General features: G+C 59.2%; 16 protein-coding genes and 1 tRNA gene. 10 read left to right on the top strand and 7 right to left on the bottom strand.

Annotated features, from left to right (window positions below; all coding sequences use genetic code 11):
• The first annotated feature begins 95 nt into the window (after window positions 1–95).
• The 7 genes from HKD27_RS04115 to HKD27_RS04145 all read left to right on the top strand — a co-directional run bounded on the left by HKD27_RS04115 (window position 96) and on the right by HKD27_RS04145 (window position 5,812).
• Window positions 96–398 (top strand): AlpA family transcriptional regulator, encoded by a 303-nt coding sequence (locus HKD27_RS04115; protein ID WP_194688782.1) that lies wholly within the window; start codon window positions 96–98, stop codon window positions 396–398.
• Window positions 399–475: 77 nt separating this feature from the next.
• Complete coding sequence (locus HKD27_RS04120; RefSeq protein WP_194688781.1) at window positions 476–952, top strand: hypothetical protein; 477 nt, start codon at window positions 476–478, stop codon at window positions 950–952.
• A gap of 286 nt (window positions 953–1,238) precedes the next feature.
• Window positions 1,239–3,065 (top strand): hypothetical protein, encoded by a 1,827-nt coding sequence (locus tag HKD27_RS04125; RefSeq protein ID WP_194688780.1) that lies wholly within the window; start codon window positions 1,239–1,241, stop codon window positions 3,063–3,065.
• 251 nt (window positions 3,066–3,316) lie between these two features.
• A complete protein-coding gene (locus HKD27_RS04130; RefSeq protein WP_194688779.1) occupies window positions 3,317–3,550 on the top strand; it encodes a hypothetical protein in 234 nt (77 codons plus the stop codon).
• Window positions 3,550–4,233 carry a recombinase family protein gene (locus tag HKD27_RS04135; RefSeq protein ID WP_194688778.1) on the top strand — a complete coding sequence of 228 codons (684 nt, stop codon included), beginning with the start codon at window positions 3,550–3,552 and terminating at the stop codon, window positions 4,231–4,233. Before HKD27_RS04130 ends, HKD27_RS04135 begins: the two co-directional genes overlap by 1 nt.
• Window positions 4,234–4,274: 41 nt before the next feature.
• A complete protein-coding gene (locus HKD27_RS04140) occupies window positions 4,275–5,033 on the top strand; it encodes a hypothetical protein (protein ID WP_194688777.1) in 759 nt (252 codons plus the stop codon).
• Between the two features lie 71 nt (window positions 5,034–5,104).
• Window positions 5,105–5,812, top strand: coding sequence for a YfbU family protein (locus HKD27_RS04145; RefSeq protein WP_194688776.1), 708 nt, complete (start codon window positions 5,105–5,107; stop codon window positions 5,810–5,812).
• A gap of 145 nt (window positions 5,813–5,957) precedes the next feature.
• On the opposite strand, the gene HKD27_RS04150 is transcribed toward HKD27_RS04145, so the two are convergent.
• From HKD27_RS04150 to HKD27_RS04170, 5 genes are all read right to left on the bottom strand, one after another.
• Window positions 5,958–6,494 carry a hypothetical protein gene (locus HKD27_RS04150; RefSeq protein ID WP_194688775.1) on the bottom strand — a complete coding sequence of 179 codons (537 nt, stop codon included), beginning with the start codon at window positions 6,492–6,494 and terminating at the stop codon, window positions 5,958–5,960.
• The gene (locus tag HKD27_RS04155) at window positions 6,479–7,015 is read right to left on the bottom strand and encodes a hypothetical protein (protein WP_194688774.1); all 537 of its coding nucleotides are present in this window, start codon (window positions 7,013–7,015) and stop codon (window positions 6,479–6,481) included. Before HKD27_RS04155 ends, HKD27_RS04150 begins: the two co-directional genes overlap by 16 nt.
• A 214-nt stretch (window positions 7,016–7,229) precedes the next feature.
• Window positions 7,230–9,554: a DotA/TraY family protein gene (locus HKD27_RS04160; protein ID WP_194688773.1), complete on the bottom strand. Its 2,325-nt coding sequence runs from the start codon at window positions 9,552–9,554 to the stop codon at window positions 7,230–7,232.
• Window positions 9,551–9,949, bottom strand: a complete 399-nt coding sequence (locus HKD27_RS04165; RefSeq protein ID WP_194688772.1) for a hypothetical protein — start codon at window positions 9,947–9,949, stop codon at window positions 9,551–9,553. The genes HKD27_RS04160 and HKD27_RS04165 overlap by 4 nt, the downstream gene beginning before the upstream one ends.
• Before the next feature lie 89 nt (window positions 9,950–10,038).
• Window positions 10,039–10,386, bottom strand: coding sequence for a hypothetical protein (locus tag HKD27_RS04170; protein WP_194688771.1), 348 nt, complete (start codon window positions 10,384–10,386; stop codon window positions 10,039–10,041).
• Window positions 10,387–10,583: 197 nt separating this feature from the next.
• Here HKD27_RS04170 and HKD27_RS04175 point away from each other — a divergent pair, with 197 nt between their 5' ends.
• The 3 genes from HKD27_RS04175 (at window position 10,584) to HKD27_RS04185 (ending at window position 14,742) form a co-directional block, all read left to right on the top strand.
• The gene (locus tag HKD27_RS04175; protein WP_194688770.1) at window positions 10,584–10,790 is read left to right on the top strand and encodes a hypothetical protein; all 207 of its coding nucleotides are present in this window, start codon (window positions 10,584–10,586) and stop codon (window positions 10,788–10,790) included.
• A gap of 12 nt (window positions 10,791–10,802) precedes the next feature.
• Window positions 10,803–14,075, top strand: coding sequence for a MobA/MobL family protein (locus tag HKD27_RS04180; RefSeq protein WP_194688769.1), 3,273 nt, complete (start codon window positions 10,803–10,805; stop codon window positions 14,073–14,075).
• A gap of 487 nt (window positions 14,076–14,562) precedes the next feature.
• The gene (locus HKD27_RS04185) at window positions 14,563–14,742 is read left to right on the top strand and encodes a helix-turn-helix domain-containing protein (RefSeq protein WP_194688768.1); all 180 of its coding nucleotides are present in this window, start codon (window positions 14,563–14,565) and stop codon (window positions 14,740–14,742) included.
• Between the two features lie 44 nt (window positions 14,743–14,786).
• Here the strand turns inward: HKD27_RS04185 and HKD27_RS04190 are convergent, their stop codons facing one another.
• Window positions 14,787–15,917, bottom strand: a complete 1,131-nt coding sequence (locus HKD27_RS04190; RefSeq protein WP_194688767.1) for a site-specific integrase — start codon at window positions 15,915–15,917, stop codon at window positions 14,787–14,789.
• A gap of 127 nt (window positions 15,918–16,044) precedes the next feature.
• A tRNA-Tyr gene (locus HKD27_RS04195) sits at window positions 16,045–16,130 on the bottom strand.
• Between the last annotated feature and the right edge of the window lie 3 nt (window positions 16,131–16,133).

The raw sequence follows: 16,133 nt of genomic DNA on the forward strand, positions 1-16,133 counted from the left end.
GCGGAGGAAGTACCTCTGCCACTGACAGCCCGACAGTGCGACGGCCAACCAAGCCCGCCCTGCACAGGCCCGGTTAACGGGAGACGTGCGTCATCATGACCGCCACCGCATCAATTACGCCCCCCATCCTCATTGATGAGAAGCAAGCCGCCGCCCGCCTCGGGTTGAGCGCTGATTACCTGTATCGCCTGCGCACCAACGGCCCCCGCCGCCGGTCTTCCAAGGACATGCCCATTCCTCCCGGCCCGGCATTCCTGCGCATCGGACGCCGCGTCGTCTATCGCCCTGCCGACCTCGAAAAATGGCTTGATGACATGGCGTCCGGGTTTGCCCGCGTCTCCCGCCGCCGTGGTCGCCCAACGAAGGTTGAGCAGGCCGCACGCAAGCGGGCCGCCTGACTGGCGCAACCACCCAAACACCAGAGCAACAAGCAATCCCGCCGTGTTGTCATGGCGGGCAATGGGAGAGATGTATCATGAGCACACCCACCAACCAGTACGACGATATCTATGACCGCCCGACAAGCGGGACAGGCAAGTCCAGAATCTGGGGCATTGTCCGCCAAGACGGCACGCCTCTCAATCTATCGGACCCGTTCCCCATTGGTGAAGGACACGAAGAAGAGTTTTCGTTTTCAGTGGAGACTAACGAAATCACGATAGCCGGAAAGATGCTAGCGACCCACAACGGGTTTGCACTGCTTGAAGGTTCGTGGGCCGGGGTGCTCGATGGTCGGCATATTGAGGCGCCTCTTGTCGGAGCCGGTCCGATTGAAGAAGCCGAATGGGTACCGGTCAGTCTGGCCCATTTTTACTGGAGACCGGAAGCGGCACTTGAATTGCGGGAAACTCTCGTTTTTGAGGTAGTCGAGCGGCTACAGGCAAGCCGGGACTACCAAGTGCAGTCCAATGTTGGCCCGCAGGGTCAGGCTAGGGCTAATCGCCCTGGCTGACCTGCTACCCCGGAAATCATGGAAAAAGCAGCGGAACAGTTCAGGAACGTTGAAATCCGCCACCCTGAAACTGTTCAATATAGAAAAGCCCGCCCCCGATAGCCTTTTGCAGAGGCAGTGACCGGGAAACGGGCTTAGTTCGCAACGACACGCGATGAGTTAAGTTACCCGGTCACAGCCCCGGATTTCAACACTCATCGCGCAGACGGTGGGTGTTTTTTTTATGGTTGGCGACAGGCGGCAGTTTTGGGAGGACGTAGAGGACCGGGAACGGCTCCGTCTGCCCATGCCCGACGCCGATGCTGTGGCAGGCCGGGATGAGGTATTACAGCAGGACGTGGGGCTTGCCGCAAAGATTCTTCGGGCCACAGACCTCGACTTGTTCGGAAATCCGGCCAGCCTGCATGACATCGCATCCGTCACGATGTGCCCATCACGCATCCCGGCGGCGGCATTACTCAGACGTTCCCGGCTGTTCCAGACCGTCAGGAACACTGACGCGCAGTTCTGGCGCAAAGAGTTCAAAACGTACATGACCGAGCGCCGGGCAGAGCGCCGGAATCACAAGCATGTCCTGCTCAGGCTGACAGCAGTGGGCCACCGGACGCACCCGTCAGGCGTGCACGATGTCGGCGATTTGCGGGAGGATGGCGGGCGCGTCTACAGCGCTCTGGCGGCGGCACTGTACGACGCAGAGCACAGAATCAGAATCCTGCGCGGCATTATCCTTCCGTTGTATATCGGCACTCATGACGTGTTCGCCGATGGCGGGTGGATTGTGAAACGTCATTATCACGTTGGCATTGATATCAACCGGGCCGGGCTTTCGGTTGAGGATTGGAAGTTCGCCCGGGAACGTCTGGAAAACCATTTCCGCGCCCGTGGTTTCACCATCTATGTGCCGGAACTCGACCAGTACGATGATGAAGATGCGGAATGGGCCGCATGGTACGCATCAGGGAAAACGAAAGCCGAGGACGGCGAGCCGGACGAACTGGACCCGGAGGCACTGGCTGAATATCACCGGCAGACGGTTGGAAGCGATTTCTACAATCCGCGCGGAGATTTCCGCAGGTTCCGCGCTGACCTGAACCGGGGCGGCTTGAGGTCAAAATTCGTCGGTCAGGGCATCGAACTGGTCGCTAAGGGCACCAGAGGTGCGCGAACTGGTGACTATCAGCCTCATGCCCGCGCACTGGTGAATCACCGCTCAGATGGTTTCGAGGTGAGAACAAATGTTGTCATCGCGCATCCGGACGCCGTGGACCTGAATCCCGATGCGTTGGCATCATGTGACCTGTCGGAAGATATTCGCCGCGCCCGGTATCTTGCCGATGACGGCCTTGCCGTGGTCCTGCGCCGCCAGAGCGATGACACCCGGCAGGCACTGGCAGAATGGCTGACTGGCCTGACGTCTACACCGTCTTATGGTATCTCCGTAAACCCTATTCCTGTCATCCATCCCTCTGCCGTCATTCACCTGATGGGGACAAATCCCCATCGTGTCGCCGAGGCCCTGAACACCGCCGCTGGATACCTTCCGGGAGTCACCAGAGCCGTCCTGGAGCGCCCGCTGACATCAACCGCAGTCAGATTGAGTATGAAGGAGGTCATCGAGAGCGCGAGGCGCACACACAGGTTCCTGTCATCTGTCCGCCGCATCCGTGGTCTGGGCACCCCGCAGGACGGCGACAATGGCGGAATCTCGCCGGAAATGGTGGCCGGCTGGCAGGCACAGGCCGCCCGTCTTCTTGCCGACACGCTGAATCCGCCAGCACCCGCCAAGGCCGCCCGGTCCGCACGCCTGACCTTGACGCCGCGCGCCCCGAAGCCAGAGCCAGAGCCGAAGCCAGCCCCGCAGGCCGACCCGGTGGACGAAGAGGCCGCATGGAGACAGGCAATCGAAGACCAGAGGGCGGAATACGCCTCCCGGATTGCCGCTCAGGAGGCCGAGAAAGCCCGTGAGCAGGCGAAAGCCCCCAATGATGGACCTGCCCACCTTAGGACCGAAAACACCGGCCCAGAGCAACCGCAGGGCCTTCGCTCGGCAAAAGTCCGGCCATCTCTTGCGGACCTTGGACTCCCACCCATCCGCCGTAATCGTGCAGCCTGATGGACGGGTGAGGCCGCAGGCAGACCCCGGCCATCCCTTCGAGCACATCCGGACCCGCAGGGTGTGGATAAGTGCGAGAACAACTAGAGATGCAAGTTTCAACAATAAAATGAATGAAGACCTAAAATAAATATCGGGGCTAATTTGATGCAATCGTACCAAATTCTATAGAATTTGGTATAATGGTATCAAGTCAGAGGGAATTTGTCGTCTGGCGTATCGTTTTCTGTACCGCAACTTCAGGGGGATTTATGGCTTATAACGCAGACGGCATTACCGAGCGGATGGAAGCTGCCGGGAGACTTCGAGACGACGCCATTGCGGATTTCAATCTCGACCTTGACGCGGACATGCTGGATTTCGTGGCTTTGCAGAGAGAGGAGGAACTGCGGAGCCGGGCGGAGAGGAGAGAGGCGCGGCAAATCGCACTCTACACGGACGACGAAGGGAGTGGCTTTCATGTCGGGTTCGTGAGGGCTGACTGATGACTGTCTACGGATACGCCCGCGTCTCCACGCCGCGCCAGAATATCGCGCCGCAGGTGAAAGCCCTGCGCGCAGCAGGAATCCCGAAAGACAGGATTTTTCAGGACAAATCGTCCGGACGCATCGTGGACCGGCCCGGCCTGAATGCGCTCCTGTCCGCAATCCAGCCGGGCGACACGGTGACGTGCTGGAAAGTGGACAGGCTGGGCCGGTCCTTTCTTGAGTGCGCCCAGATTGCCGCGAGGCTTCGGGCTGACCATGACGCGCACATCACGACGATAACCGGCGGTGTGGACACTCGGACAACGGAAGGCCGGTTCCTGTTCTCAGCATTGCTCGCCGTCGCGGAACTGGAAACGGAACTCCGGGCAGAGCGGCAGGCGGCAGGGCTGGAAGACGCACGCGAGAAGCGAGCATCAGCAGGCCGTCAGGGGGTTGGTGGAGGACGCAGGCCGACCCTGACAGCCCGCCAGAGGGAGCACGCACGCCAGATGAAAGCCGAGGGCAAATCCATCACGGAAATCCAGCGGCTTTTTAACGTCAGCCGGGGCGTGGCACAGCGGGCCGCACAGGGGCGGGAGACGGTGCTTGATGATTTCGATTTCAAGAAGCCGGAAGACAAAGAGCGCCTGCGCAGGGCGAACGTAATGATGGCGGCGCTGGAATCCCGGCAGGCAGCCTGACGCAATCACACGGAACAAAACATAAACACAGGAGGCCACCAATGGCGACGGTTTACGGAACATGCAAACTCGACAACGGAAACATCATTCAAGTTGTATCAACATCGTCATCCGGTGGCGGCCGGTGGAGAAGGCCGCAAACCATCCGGGTTGTCGAAACGACAGACGGAAAATTCGTCACGGCAAGGGGGAGGAACATCATTGAGATTCACGAGGAGTATTACGAAGACCTGAACTCAAGGGGCGAGGAAACAAGGGGGTTCAAGCGGGCTGTCAGGGACGCGGTCGAACTGATGAAAAAAATAGTGGAGGCCCGCAGAGGAGAAAAGCCAGTAGAAAAAGTGATTGAACAGAAAAGGCAGGTGAAGCCAAACCTTGATGCACGTATCGGGCGCGTCCGGCTTATTAAAGGGGAGGTTCCGGCGGATTGGTTCGCAAGGGATGTATTGGCCGCAAGGCACTATGTCGTGTGGTCAGAACGTGTTTACTTTGCGCCGGTTGTCCGTAAGTACGCGGCCGATGAGGGGCGGGTCCGGGTGATTGTGAATCTAATTAGAGCGCACGACGAACTGATGAAAAAACTTGACCTTGACGATGCCGAGTTCCTTGCGGCCCTGAATCATGCCATTCGCCCTATCGGCTTGGACGAACTTATGTCCTTGAGCGCAGAGCCAGAGCTAACACAAGAGCAGGCAGAAACCCGGCGCTATCTGGATAGTCAGGAGCGCGCCATGAACGATATCGCACTGTTTTATTACCAGAGCGGTCAGACAGCCGGAAAAGAGCAGACAGTTTTTTAGGCAGAAAAAGTTTGACTCTTATTATTACGTACGAGTACCGTACACGTACGTAATAACACCGTAGGTTTCAAATGCCCCCAAAATCAGAACGTTTTGAACTCCGTCTTGATGAAGCATTCCTTGCAAAAGTGGATGCTTGGCGGTTCTCTCAGCCTAGTGAGCCATCCAGAGCAGAAGCCATCAGAGCGCTAGTCGAAACCGGGTTGAAAGCCCACGCTTCTGATGCGCCCCGCTTCACAGACGGAGAAAAGCTCATCACCTTCATGCTTGCAGAAGTCATGAAGTCTGTTGTGAAAAAGCCTGAAATCGACCCGGCATATATTATCGAAGCAATGGCTGGCGGCGACTACTGGGCCATTCCTTTTGCTTACTCTGGGCCATTTCCTCAGGAGACATGCCCGCGCGAGGTTGTAACCGAAGTGGTCAATATCCTTGATATGTGCGACTTTCTTGAGTCGAGCATTGAGAAGTTTTCGCCGCAGGACCGGAAGAGGCTGGCAGAGCGCTTCCCCTATATTGAGTCCGGAAAACTGTTCACAGGCTTTGACGGAAACAGTGACTACAACCATATCGGCGTAGTTAGAATCTTGGTTGATAAGCTAGGCCGCTTTTCCCGGTTTAAGGGACGCTCCGTGAACAGTCACTCATCGACCTCTCTCGGACGCTATATTCGAATGTACAAAGTGTTTGAGCCCGCCAGAAGTGCCAGTGATGGCCTGCCACTCCCCTTGCAGACAGTAGAAAGAATTTTGGAAGCAGGATTCGGCAGTCAATCCTGACCACGTTATCCCCGCATACACACAGCATTTCAACAGGCTCCCTGGCTCGACCATGAAGCCGCCTTCCACCTGTTGAAATGCCGCTCCGCTTCGCTACGGCCATCATGCGATGGCTGGAATGCGGGGATAACGCTACCGCCTGAGCCTACGACAGCAGGTCAGCCAGTTCGTCTAGTTCCGCAGGAAAGTCCTCTTCTTCCGGCGGCAGGTCTTCCCCATCCTCTTCCCGCGCTACTGCATCCAGAGCCCGCAGCACGTCCGCAATCAGGTCGCGGGCTGTCCGCTCGACCGCTGCCCTGACGGCCCGTGGTGCCTTCATGTCCACCTGACCGCCGGGGAACAGGGACAACAGGCAGGGCAGGACTTCCGGGTCATCGCCGGGCCAGCCTTTGCCGACACTGACAGCGCAATCACCTGAATCGCGATGGAACAGAACCCCGATGTCGTGCGGCCTGCACATCACATCGTCTGCCCAAATTTCGAGATACAGCACCCCGGACCCGGCGGGAATCCGCCATTCATGCCGCTGCCGACCCGTTGCCCGCAGCCTGCCCACGGCTTCACGGTCGAATGTCCGAGATGCCGATGTCATCCGGGCTGCCTTCTGGACGGCCTCGACCATGCCGGGCATGGCGCACGGATACAGCAGCGGCAGCGGGCCGGTTTTCAATGCGTCAAGCATACGATTTCCCCCCAGCCGCCGGGCCGCTGAACAGTCATGAATTGTGACGGGTCCGCCATGGCTCGCAGAAGCTGGCGCGTTCTCGCCACCATGGCCGCCCTGTCTAATGCTCCCGCCCGCCATGTGGCTTCCGTGCTTGCAGCCGACAGCCCACCGCCCGGCTTGATGGCAATCTGGTCGGCCATCAGTCCGATGTCACCCGCGCTAGTGGTGTGAAACAGGCGCGGTGCAATCCAGCTTTCACCTGTTGAAGCGCGGCACTGGACGAGCAGGAGCGCGGTCTTCTCAGACGGGAACTCAAACCAGATGTCGCCCGGCTGCTCTGCATAGAAATCACCGGGAGCGACGGACTCAATCCGAGCCAGTGCATCAGGCCCGACCAGAATGCGCCGGGCGGTCAGGGGCGCATACGGCGCGAGGACATAACTTCCGGTCGCGGCATCGAACAGATTTTTCGGCTTCCGAACCCGTGATGTCAGGGGGCGTCCGCGTGCGGCCTTCATTTTGTATTTTTGGGTCATGACGGCCCTTTTTTCCTTGGTTTTCCTAAGGAAATTGTACCCTCGCAGGCCGGGCATCCGTATGGGAAATCGTCATTTTGTGGGGGAGCCGATACCGTGATGATACCAGCATCATCACGGTATCGGCTCACCGGCCCGCCTTGGTCTAATCGACCAGGGCGACCGGTTCGCAAGGGCACCCGGCAGAGCAGCGAACCGCCCCGCGTGGCACAGGTCAGGATGCGGGCTTTTCGGTAGTCGGCGCGATATCACCGCCAGCCTGTCCCGCCATGCTGCCCCCGGCGTCAGGGGCCTTCGTCTCTTTCTCGCCAGCCTTCTGGCCTGCTTTCGCAGCGGACTGCCCGACGCCGCCCGTAGTTTTGGATACGACACCGCCGATAAAGTGAGACGGGCCATCAGTCCGCAGTGAATCCATCGTCCAGCCCAGCATCCGCGCCGCCAGTTCTGGCGTCGTCGTCATCAGGCGCAGGCTTGCAGTCGTGATTTTCCATGTCATCCACGCTTCAATGACGAGCATGACTACGGCTCCAATCGGCCCGGCTCCACTGTCCGCAGTCCCTGACAGAGCGGCGACAGAGAACGTCCGAGACACGAGCCAGACCCCCGCGTCCATCACGGACAGAGACAGGACGAGACCGAAAATAGTGAGCGGAATCCGCAAAAACAGGGACAGTAGCAGCAGATAACCAGAGCGCTGTTCCTGATTCACGAACTCGCCGCCATCCAGCCTGATGTGCTGGAAAGCCCAGACCGGCAGCACAACGAAAGCTTCGGCAACCGTAATCAGAATCCCGATAGCAGCGAAAGTAAACTCGATGAACGGCAGCATCGGGATTAGATAAGCGTGCTCAATGCCGACCAGAAGCAACATCCCAACAATAATCCCAAGCCATGACAACGGCCCCGATGCGACAGCGCCAGCCAGAGCCGCAGCACCAGCAGGCCCGCCCAGCATCGTGCCCGCCGCCGCGCCGCCGAGGACAACTAGAGAAATCAGGTTCAGAAGGTCATTCCCGAAGTCCGCCAGTTGCTGAATTGGCGACCCGTTGGCCGGATTGATGCCGACGAGATATTTATCGCCGAGGCTGAAAATCTTGGAAAACAGCCATTTCTGGACACCATGCAGGCTTGCCGTGCTGCCCTGAGTGCTACCAGCAAGGGCGGCATTCCGCAGGTCCGCAGTGTCATCCGAGGCGTTCCACTGGACCGTCAACGGCTGAAGGACAGCTTCACCAGCTTTGACGTAATCGCCCGCGTATCCCCACGTTTTCAGGTCGATATGCCCCGTCTTGTCCGTGTCGGCCATGGGCGGGAGAGAGACTTGTGGGATATCGGACGCCAGCGATGACGCAGCAGACTGAAGCCGGGCCGTGGACATATAAAACACCCCGGCGGTCATCCATCCATATTTATTGGTGTCGTTCAGGAACGAGGCCACGGCACTGTCAGACCCGCCCTGCACATCAACGAGAACCTGCGCCGCCGCCGTGAATTCGGTATCCAGAGCGGATTTTGCGTCACTGACTGATTTCGTAAATGCAGCGCCGGAGACCTGCGGAATCCCGCCAGCAATATCGCCCTGATGAGCCGCCGCGTTCGTCCGGTAGTCAAGGAAATCCGTCACGCCCGTGCTGATGGATGCCCGCGCTTCTTCGATGGCCGCAAGCCGGGCTTCATCGAACTGCGTGGCCTTCGCATCGCCGCCGGAGCCGGTTGCGAACGTCCCGGAAATCTGCCCGCACACGCCATAATCCCACGTTACGATGTGCCTGTTCGGCTGCGCTGATGAGGTCATGTTGCCGCCAGTAAAACGGGCGCTGATTGCGTTGTACAGGTTGCCGAGAGACACGGAGATATTCTCGCCAGTCGTGCCGCCGACCGTCGCTGAAGGCATCGACACGGGCAGGTTGAACAGTGGCCCCGTCATTGTGTTTGTTTCCGTGAGCGCCTGACGGCACAATTCGGCCTCGGTGAAATCACGCACCAGAGCGCCAGTCGCAGGCAGGGGCGGTGCGTTCAGGGTCGGCGTGACAAGCCCGGTTGCGTATGAAGTCCAGACGAGATTTCCCAGACTTCCGCCATACAGGGCGACATAGATGACCAGAATTTGCGCCAGACACACGCCTTTTGCGGTGGGGGCCAGCAGGCCGAAACCGAAGCACAGGCGCAGGGGTGCCCAGACTGTGTGCCATTTCTGGCCGAGGACCGTGCCTTCATGAGCGGTTGCCACAGTTCCGGAAATCGCGTGCCATGAGAGGGCCCCGACAGCGACGGAGGCGAGCACGGCAAGGAAAGCCCCGGACGCCGCAAACAGACCCTGAGCGGCTTGTGACGTGCCGGACGACGAAAGCGGGCCGATGCCGGGGAACAGGAGTTCGAGGCTTTGACGCCACCAGTCGGAAGCGCAGGGCACGGCGAGAGTTTGCGTAATTACAGAACCTGATGCGCTGCATGTCGCTTCATCAGGTGTAAGCGTGGTTGCATGAGCCAGCGCCGGGAAGACGAGCAGGAGCGCAGCAAGGAAGAGGATTTTCTTCATGGCCTGTCACTCCTGAACCTTGGCAGCAAATTGGTGCGCCAGTAGTCCCTGAATGGCCGCAGGGAGCGCGTGCGAAACTGGTAATTTGCAAGCCCGCATTTGATGGCTTGCGACACACACGCCAGCGCACAGGACGCACACAGCAGAGCGGCACTGTAATTGTACGAAATCGCGAATGTCTCCGCGCCCACGACGAGGGCCAGAGAGGGCAAAAAAGCCAGCCAAAAGCACGCCGCTGTCACACGCACCCGGCGCTCTATTTCAGCATCATGGACGCCATAGAAATCCGCGACAGCCCGGAACCGTTCCGCAGGGTCCGCGATAGTGCCGAAAACAGGCACTTTCTTGCGGTCGCCACGCCAGAGCGTGCGCAACCGAAAAATGGGGCTTGTCACCTGTCTTTTTAGTGCTCCGAGTGACGCAGAGATATCATCAGCGCCGGTGAGAAATCCGAGATTGAATCGCATGTCGTTTTCCTTCCTTCTCAGCCCACAACTTCGACAGGTGGAAAGGCAGGCTCAGGCGCACGGAAAGCCGCAGAAATCCGCTTGCCGCCGAGTGTGGAAGTGATGGCATCTTGGTCAGACGGGCGGCTGACATACGAGAGCAGGAAATCCACCAGAGCGGTCCTCGCGTCCGGGCTCCCGTTTTCCTCACAAAACGCGACAACGCCCCGGCCCAGAGCACACAGGGCCTGAGCCTCGATTTTCCGTTTTTCCGCAGTCTCCCGGCGGAGCATCGCACGCTTGATTTTTTGGACTGCCAGCCTCTCCCGCTTGATGCGTTCCTGCGCTCTTTTGAGTTCGTTTTCGAGTGAATTTGCGTCCGCCATTTTGACCCCCTGAAATGTTGCATTTTCAGGGTCAATGGTAGGCTAACCATATGAAAGAAATCACGATTTTCGGAAGAAATCTTTCACGGTATGGGTCCGCATGTGCTATAAGAAAGTCATCTATTCAGTGCCCGTCGGCACTGACAAGCTCGTTTATACAGTCACAAATGACTGTCACTCGTTTGGAGACTTTCGGAATGTCTGCTTACCGTGACCCCCGCCGCGTTCGTATCCTCAAGCGCATCTCATGGTTCCCGCCCGCGCTCATTGCGACTTGCCTGATGCTCGGTTTTTCGAACGGCATGGTCATGCTGGGTTCTCTGACTATTCCGCTCGGCATTTATGGCGGTGTCGCATGCACAAAGAAGGCCATGCTTGACCGTGGAATGACGATTCCGGGCTAATGGTGATGCCTCATGCCGGAAATCGCCGCACAGATTGAGCCTGAAATCGATGAACGCCGTGTCACGCTGAATTTCGACGTGTCGCATGTCGGTTCGGTGCTCGACAACGCGGCATATAATTTGTGCGGACGTATCCCGGACAGGCTGACAAATCAGGTCTTTGACCACACCCGGAAGGCTCGTGAGCATGTGGGCCGCTTCACCCTATTTCCGGACCACATGAACCCTTCCCCAGAGATGCACGACCCGTCGCATTTCTGGCGTGAGGCCGAGGCCATGGAGCGGCAGGCAAATGGTCAGCCAGCGCGGCGCATCCTGTTGGGAATCCCGCGTGGTCTCCCGCCTGAAAAGTGGCAGGAATACACGACGTACTGTCTTGCCCCGCTGATTGATGCCGGGATGGCCTGTCATGCGGACATGCACAATGCCCGTGCGCGTGACGGTGGCGAAAACGGACACGTCCACATCATGACGACTATGCGCCGCCTGAATCCGGACGGCACATTTGAGCGGAAAAAGGCGCGGGAGTGGAACGCCCTTTTCACGGCTGGCAAGGGCAAGATTATGCGTGCCCAATTCGAGGACCGGGGCAACCGCTGGCTTGAAGAAAACGGCTATCCCGTCCGGGTCCGGATGCGGTCAAATGAAGAGCTTGACGGCCCCGACGCCCTGCCCCCAGAACCGACCGTCAGCAGAGCGGATATCGAGCGCACCAGACGCCACCCTGATGACCCGGCCCCTGCAATCATTTCTCTCGATAATCACCGCCACTTGCGTAAGCAGGCGCGACACTCACAGAGAGCCGTTGACGGGCTTTCTGCCGAGATTGTGCGACTTGAGGCGCTCATTGCAGAAGAGACCCGCCAGCGGCTCCCAGAGAGAGGAGCGCACACGATGGCGAAGACAAAGAAAACCGGATGGGTGGCAGGCGCGGACGGATACGCAGCATTGCCGGACCACCTGAAAGCGGCAGCCCGGAAATCATATAACAAATGGAAAGACCGGCAGGTCGCAGGCGGCAAGGCCGACGCTGACGTGTTCAGCCTGAGTGATTACGTTGACTATGTGCAGGGCAGGCGAAACGACGAACGCGGGTGGAGGTTCGAGCGTCCGGACGATGCGGCGAACACTATTCGCAGGGCACCAGAGCCGACGCCGGAAATCGTTGACAGTGACGCCCTGCCTACACCTGCACCGCAGGACGACCCGGACGACATGCCGGAAAGTGACGGTTGGGACCGTGAGAGCCGGTTCCGCGCTCGTCTTCTGGCTGGGCACTACAAGATTTCTGAATCGTCACTGACACCGGAGCAAGTGGCCGCTATCTCGAAAATCCGCATCGACCGCAACCGTGGTGTTGCCACGATTGAACTGAACACGGGCGACGTTTTCGAGGACTTCGGAGACAGGATTGTCAGCCCCCGTGACCCCAGCCCGGAGACGGCGGCACAGTTGGCGCAGGCCGCAGTTTTGCACGGCTGGTCTAACGTCCAGCTTACCGGAACCCCGGCCTATCGCGACGAGGTGGCAATCGCCCTGAGCCTTCTGGAACCGCCGGTTTCTCACGATTGGAAACTCTCACGGGCGGCTCAGGAGCGGCTTGATGCTGCCCTTGCCGAGCGTCTGGCGACATTCGAGAATACGAACGCCATCAGGCCCATTGAAGCCCCGGCGAATGAGATAGTGCCGGAAATCACGGCCCCGGTCGAGGAAATCACGGAACCAGAAGTCCCGGACAGTCCGTCTAGGGCTGTCGCCCTGGACGAACCGGAAGACCGGAGCCCAGCGGACACGGATGATTATGCCCCGGACCCCATCGACCTCACGGCCCCGGTCGAGGCTCAGGCGCAGGCGCAGGAAATCTTCCACGACCTACCGCCGGAACTGGAACAGGGACCGCCGCCGACCGTCCGCGTTCCGGCTGTCGTCCTGAAAACGGGTGAGGCCGTCTCGGTGGAGTGGTTGCAAGCGAACAGAGACGCATTTGCGAGCCGGTCGCACGCGGAAATCGCGTCTGTTTTCCCGTTTTTTGTCGGGGAGCGGGTGAACCCCACGGCTTCTGAGTTCGTAAACGACCCGTCCGGCGGTGAAGACCTCGACCATGCGCTGGACGTGGCGGACCGGGAGTGGACCCGGCAGGTAGGCGAGGCAGTCAGGGAATGGGAGGCAGAAACGGGCCGTACGCTCGATAGTCTGCCAGACGTAGCACCCCGCACCGTCTTTATCACGGACCCATCCGACCCGTCGCAGGACCTCGACGCCGCCGACATGCGGGGCCGCCCGGAACTGGCAAAGGTGGCCGACAGGCTGGAAAAACTGACAAATGAGCAACTGGAAAAGAGGCTTTCGGGCACCTTCCCGCACTATAATCCAGAGGACACAAACCCAGACGCACGGGCCGAGGCCATCGCTGAATGGAAAGCCCGCAGGGCAGCAGCAAAGAAGGAGGCAAACAATGCGAAGAAACAGAAGAATCACGGGACTCATGTTCCCGGTCGTGATGAGCCTGTCAGTCCTGTTGTCTCTGACCATGCATCCGGCCCAGACAGCGCACCTGCTCGCCCAGACGTGGCAGACGTTCGACCGCAGCGGACTGCCGGTAATGGTGCTGACACTGTTCGGGATAGCCGCCCTGATGGCCTGCGCCCGGCACCGGCTGCACCATCTGGCGAACAGGTAATCCGCCAGACGCTTGCGGAAATCAGGGAACGATACGACCGGGAAGCCGCCCGGCTGGACGTTCTGGCCCTGCCTGCGCTTCTTGAACCCCGGCAGGCCGCTGTAGATGCAGCCATCAGGGCAGCAGAGAGAACGGCAGCGCGGGCAGCGAAAGAGGCCAAGACCGCCAGAGGCAACGCTTCTTTCCTGTCACCGGGCACCCGCAAAGCCGCAGAGGACGCAGAAAAGCGGGCGGAGGCGCTGAAAGCCGAGGCCGACCGCCTGAAAAATGGCCGCCATGCAGCATTGGTGCAGGCCCGCAAGGATGCCGAGGCAGAGCGGAAAGCATTGACGACTGAATCAGAGCGTCAGGCCCGGTCGCCGGAATACCGGCAGGCAGAGCAGGCGCTCAGGGATGCGAACCTGATTGAGCTTGCACTAGACAGCCGGGACGCGGGCACGATGGAAGCCCTGAAATCCGGGGATTTTTCGGCCATCAGGGCAGCGGCGCAGGACTGGCAGCGTGAGCAGCAAGCGCAGGCCGACGCGCTGGAAGTCGCCCGGCTCAAGGCAGGTCCGAAGGCCAAGCCGACGCAGGAGACGGGGCTTTCCGTTACACCGGAGTGACCTTTCCACCTTACGAAGGTTAAACTTTCGTCAGAAAGGGGGCGTTCATTTATGAGCGTCCCTTTTTTCGTGTTCATGTATTCATGATTCCATTCATAAATAGTAATGAACATTTATGACGTTCTTCATAAACTAAAACCGGAAATCATTCCGTTCTGTAATGTTCTGGTGCGGTTTATGCTTTTGGATAACTTGCCATAGCCTCGGTGAGGACTTACCGTATATCTGTATTCAACGAACGGAGAGTAGAAAAATGCTTGATAACGGCTACACGGCACAGGTAATACACTGTAACCCCGGCGCGGCTGGCATGACATTTACAGAGTTCAGTCATCCCCGGATGGAGGCTGCACTTGAGGAATGGGCAGCTTCTGGCCTAACGCCTGCGGCCATCAGGACAGAGTTGCGCCGGGATTTTCTGGCTAGTCAGACAACAGCAGGGGTCCACGTTGAGATTGAGCCAGAGCCGACCGTGGGAGGGTTCACGGTGACTGCATTCATCGTCAACGACCGCAAGCGCAAGGCGCGGCGGCTCATGACACAGGCAGAGCGGAACGAAATCGAAGAATGGCACCGGGCGGGCTTTAACTACCGGGAAATCGCGGAAGCAGTCGGACGCCATCCCACAACGATTTTCATGCACCTGCGCCGGACTGGCCTGACCTGACGGGGAGAGCCGGGGCTTAGTGCCCCAGCCCGGAGACGGCGGCACTAGGCCGCCTTCTCCCGCGCTTTTCTTTCTGCCCGCCGCCGCCTGAGTTCGGCAGCTTGGTCTAGCGGGGTCGGGTTGTAGTACGTCTCCGTCAGGACACGGAGCGTCCTGTGTCCTGTCAGCTTGGCAAGTTCCATTGCCCCCGCGTGGTCCTTCGCGAGTTCAGTAATCGCGATGTGTCGCAGGTCATGGAACCTGACCGATTTCGTCAGCCCTGCCCCACGCGCACGCTTCACAGCGGCGGCGAACGCATTGCTCAACATACTTTCAGTGAAACCACCGTCTTTACCCCATTTTTCCGGGTCGCCGAACAGCCAGCCATCAGGGCGATGCGGCAGGGCCTTCATGGCATCAGAAATAACGCCCTCGGCTTCTTCTGTCAGCGGCACGTCACGAGCGCGAACGACGCCACCACGAGGATTTTTTGTCTTCGGGAGGTGAACGTGCGTCTTGTGGACGTGTGACCTCTGGATACGTCGAATCTCCCCAGCCCTCATTGCCGTCTCAATCGCAATCAGGACGCAATGAATCAGGTAATCCGGTCCCTCTCGGCACGCAGCAAGGAGAGCCACTGCATCACTTGCGGGGAGTGTGACGTGTCGCGGCGGAGGGGGTGGAGGCAGAGAGACCAGAAGGCAGGGATTGGGAATATCGAGATGGAGCCGGGTTCGGCAGCTTCTGAACACAGAGGACAGGACGGCAACACAGTTCCGGATGGTCGACGCACCGGACCCGGACCCGGCGCGCTGTCGCTCGTCAATAAACGCCTGAATCTGGTCCGGCATGATGGATGACATGGGGTATTGCAGCCAGTCCCCTTCCCGGCCCTTTGCTCCACCGTGCCATTCACGCCACGTCTTCAGGCGAGACCGCTCTTTGTCGCCCCCCTTTTTGTGCGGGAGGACGTGCTCTTCATAGTAATCAAGGCCCTTGGCGAGCGTGAACGACCTGAGCCGCTGCCCGTCATCCCACGTCCCGGCGTTAATGCGCTGCCTTGCATCCTCGCGGGCTGCTACGGCCCCTTCAAGCGTGTCCTTGACGCCGTTTGCATAAATGCCACGCACGCGAACGCGCCACTGATACTGTAGCGGCCCGCGATAAGTGATTCCCTTGGGGGGGTTCTGTGCCATTCCTTGTGCCAGTCTCTCAGTCGATAACTGACCAGCCTTGGCACAAATTGGCACAGAAATTAAGAGGCATTTTCTGCCCCTTATTCTGTGGACCCCTTGAAAGTCGCAGTTTTCTGCGGTTTTCAGATGGTGGAGAGAGTTGGATTCGAACCAACGTAGGCGTACGCCAGCGGATTTACAGTCCGCCCCCTTTAGCCACTCGGGCACCTCTCCGGG

Source organism: Gluconobacter sp. R75690 (assembly GCF_015244525.1).
In the GTDB taxonomy this organism is placed as follows: domain Bacteria; phylum Pseudomonadota; class Alphaproteobacteria; order Acetobacterales; family Acetobacteraceae; genus Gluconobacter; species Gluconobacter potus.

Coding starts and splice junctions, on each gene's coding strand:
- HKD27_RS04115 (WP_194688782.1), top strand. CDS start 96: ATGACCGCCACCGCATCAATTACGCCCCCCATCCTCATTGATGAGAAG.
- HKD27_RS04120 (WP_194688781.1), top strand. CDS start 476: ATGAGCACACCCACCAACCAGTACGACGATATCTATGACCGCCCGACA.
- HKD27_RS04125 (WP_194688780.1), top strand. CDS start 1,239: ATGCCCGACGCCGATGCTGTGGCAGGCCGGGATGAGGTATTACAGCAG.
- HKD27_RS04130 (WP_194688779.1), top strand. CDS start 3,317: ATGGCTTATAACGCAGACGGCATTACCGAGCGGATGGAAGCTGCCGGG.
- HKD27_RS04135 (WP_194688778.1), top strand. CDS start 3,550: ATGACTGTCTACGGATACGCCCGCGTCTCCACGCCGCGCCAGAATATC.
- HKD27_RS04140 (WP_194688777.1), top strand. CDS start 4,275: ATGGCGACGGTTTACGGAACATGCAAACTCGACAACGGAAACATCATT.
- HKD27_RS04145 (WP_194688776.1), top strand. CDS start 5,105: ATGCCCCCAAAATCAGAACGTTTTGAACTCCGTCTTGATGAAGCATTC.
- HKD27_RS04150 (WP_194688775.1), bottom strand. CDS start 6,494: ATGCTTGACGCATTGAAAACCGGCCCGCTGCCGCTGCTGTATCCGTGC.
- HKD27_RS04155 (WP_194688774.1), bottom strand. CDS start 7,015: ATGACCCAAAAATACAAAATGAAGGCCGCACGCGGACGCCCCCTGACA.
- HKD27_RS04160 (WP_194688773.1), bottom strand. CDS start 9,554: ATGAAGAAAATCCTCTTCCTTGCTGCGCTCCTGCTCGTCTTCCCGGCG.
- HKD27_RS04170 (WP_194688771.1), bottom strand. CDS start 10,386: ATGGCGGACGCAAATTCACTCGAAAACGAACTCAAAAGAGCGCAGGAA.
- HKD27_RS04175 (WP_194688770.1), top strand. CDS start 10,584: ATGTCTGCTTACCGTGACCCCCGCCGCGTTCGTATCCTCAAGCGCATC.
- HKD27_RS04180 (WP_194688769.1), top strand. CDS start 10,803: ATGCCGGAAATCGCCGCACAGATTGAGCCTGAAATCGATGAACGCCGT.
- HKD27_RS04190 (WP_194688767.1), bottom strand. CDS start 15,917: ATGGCACAGAACCCCCCCAAGGGAATCACTTATCGCGGGCCGCTACAG.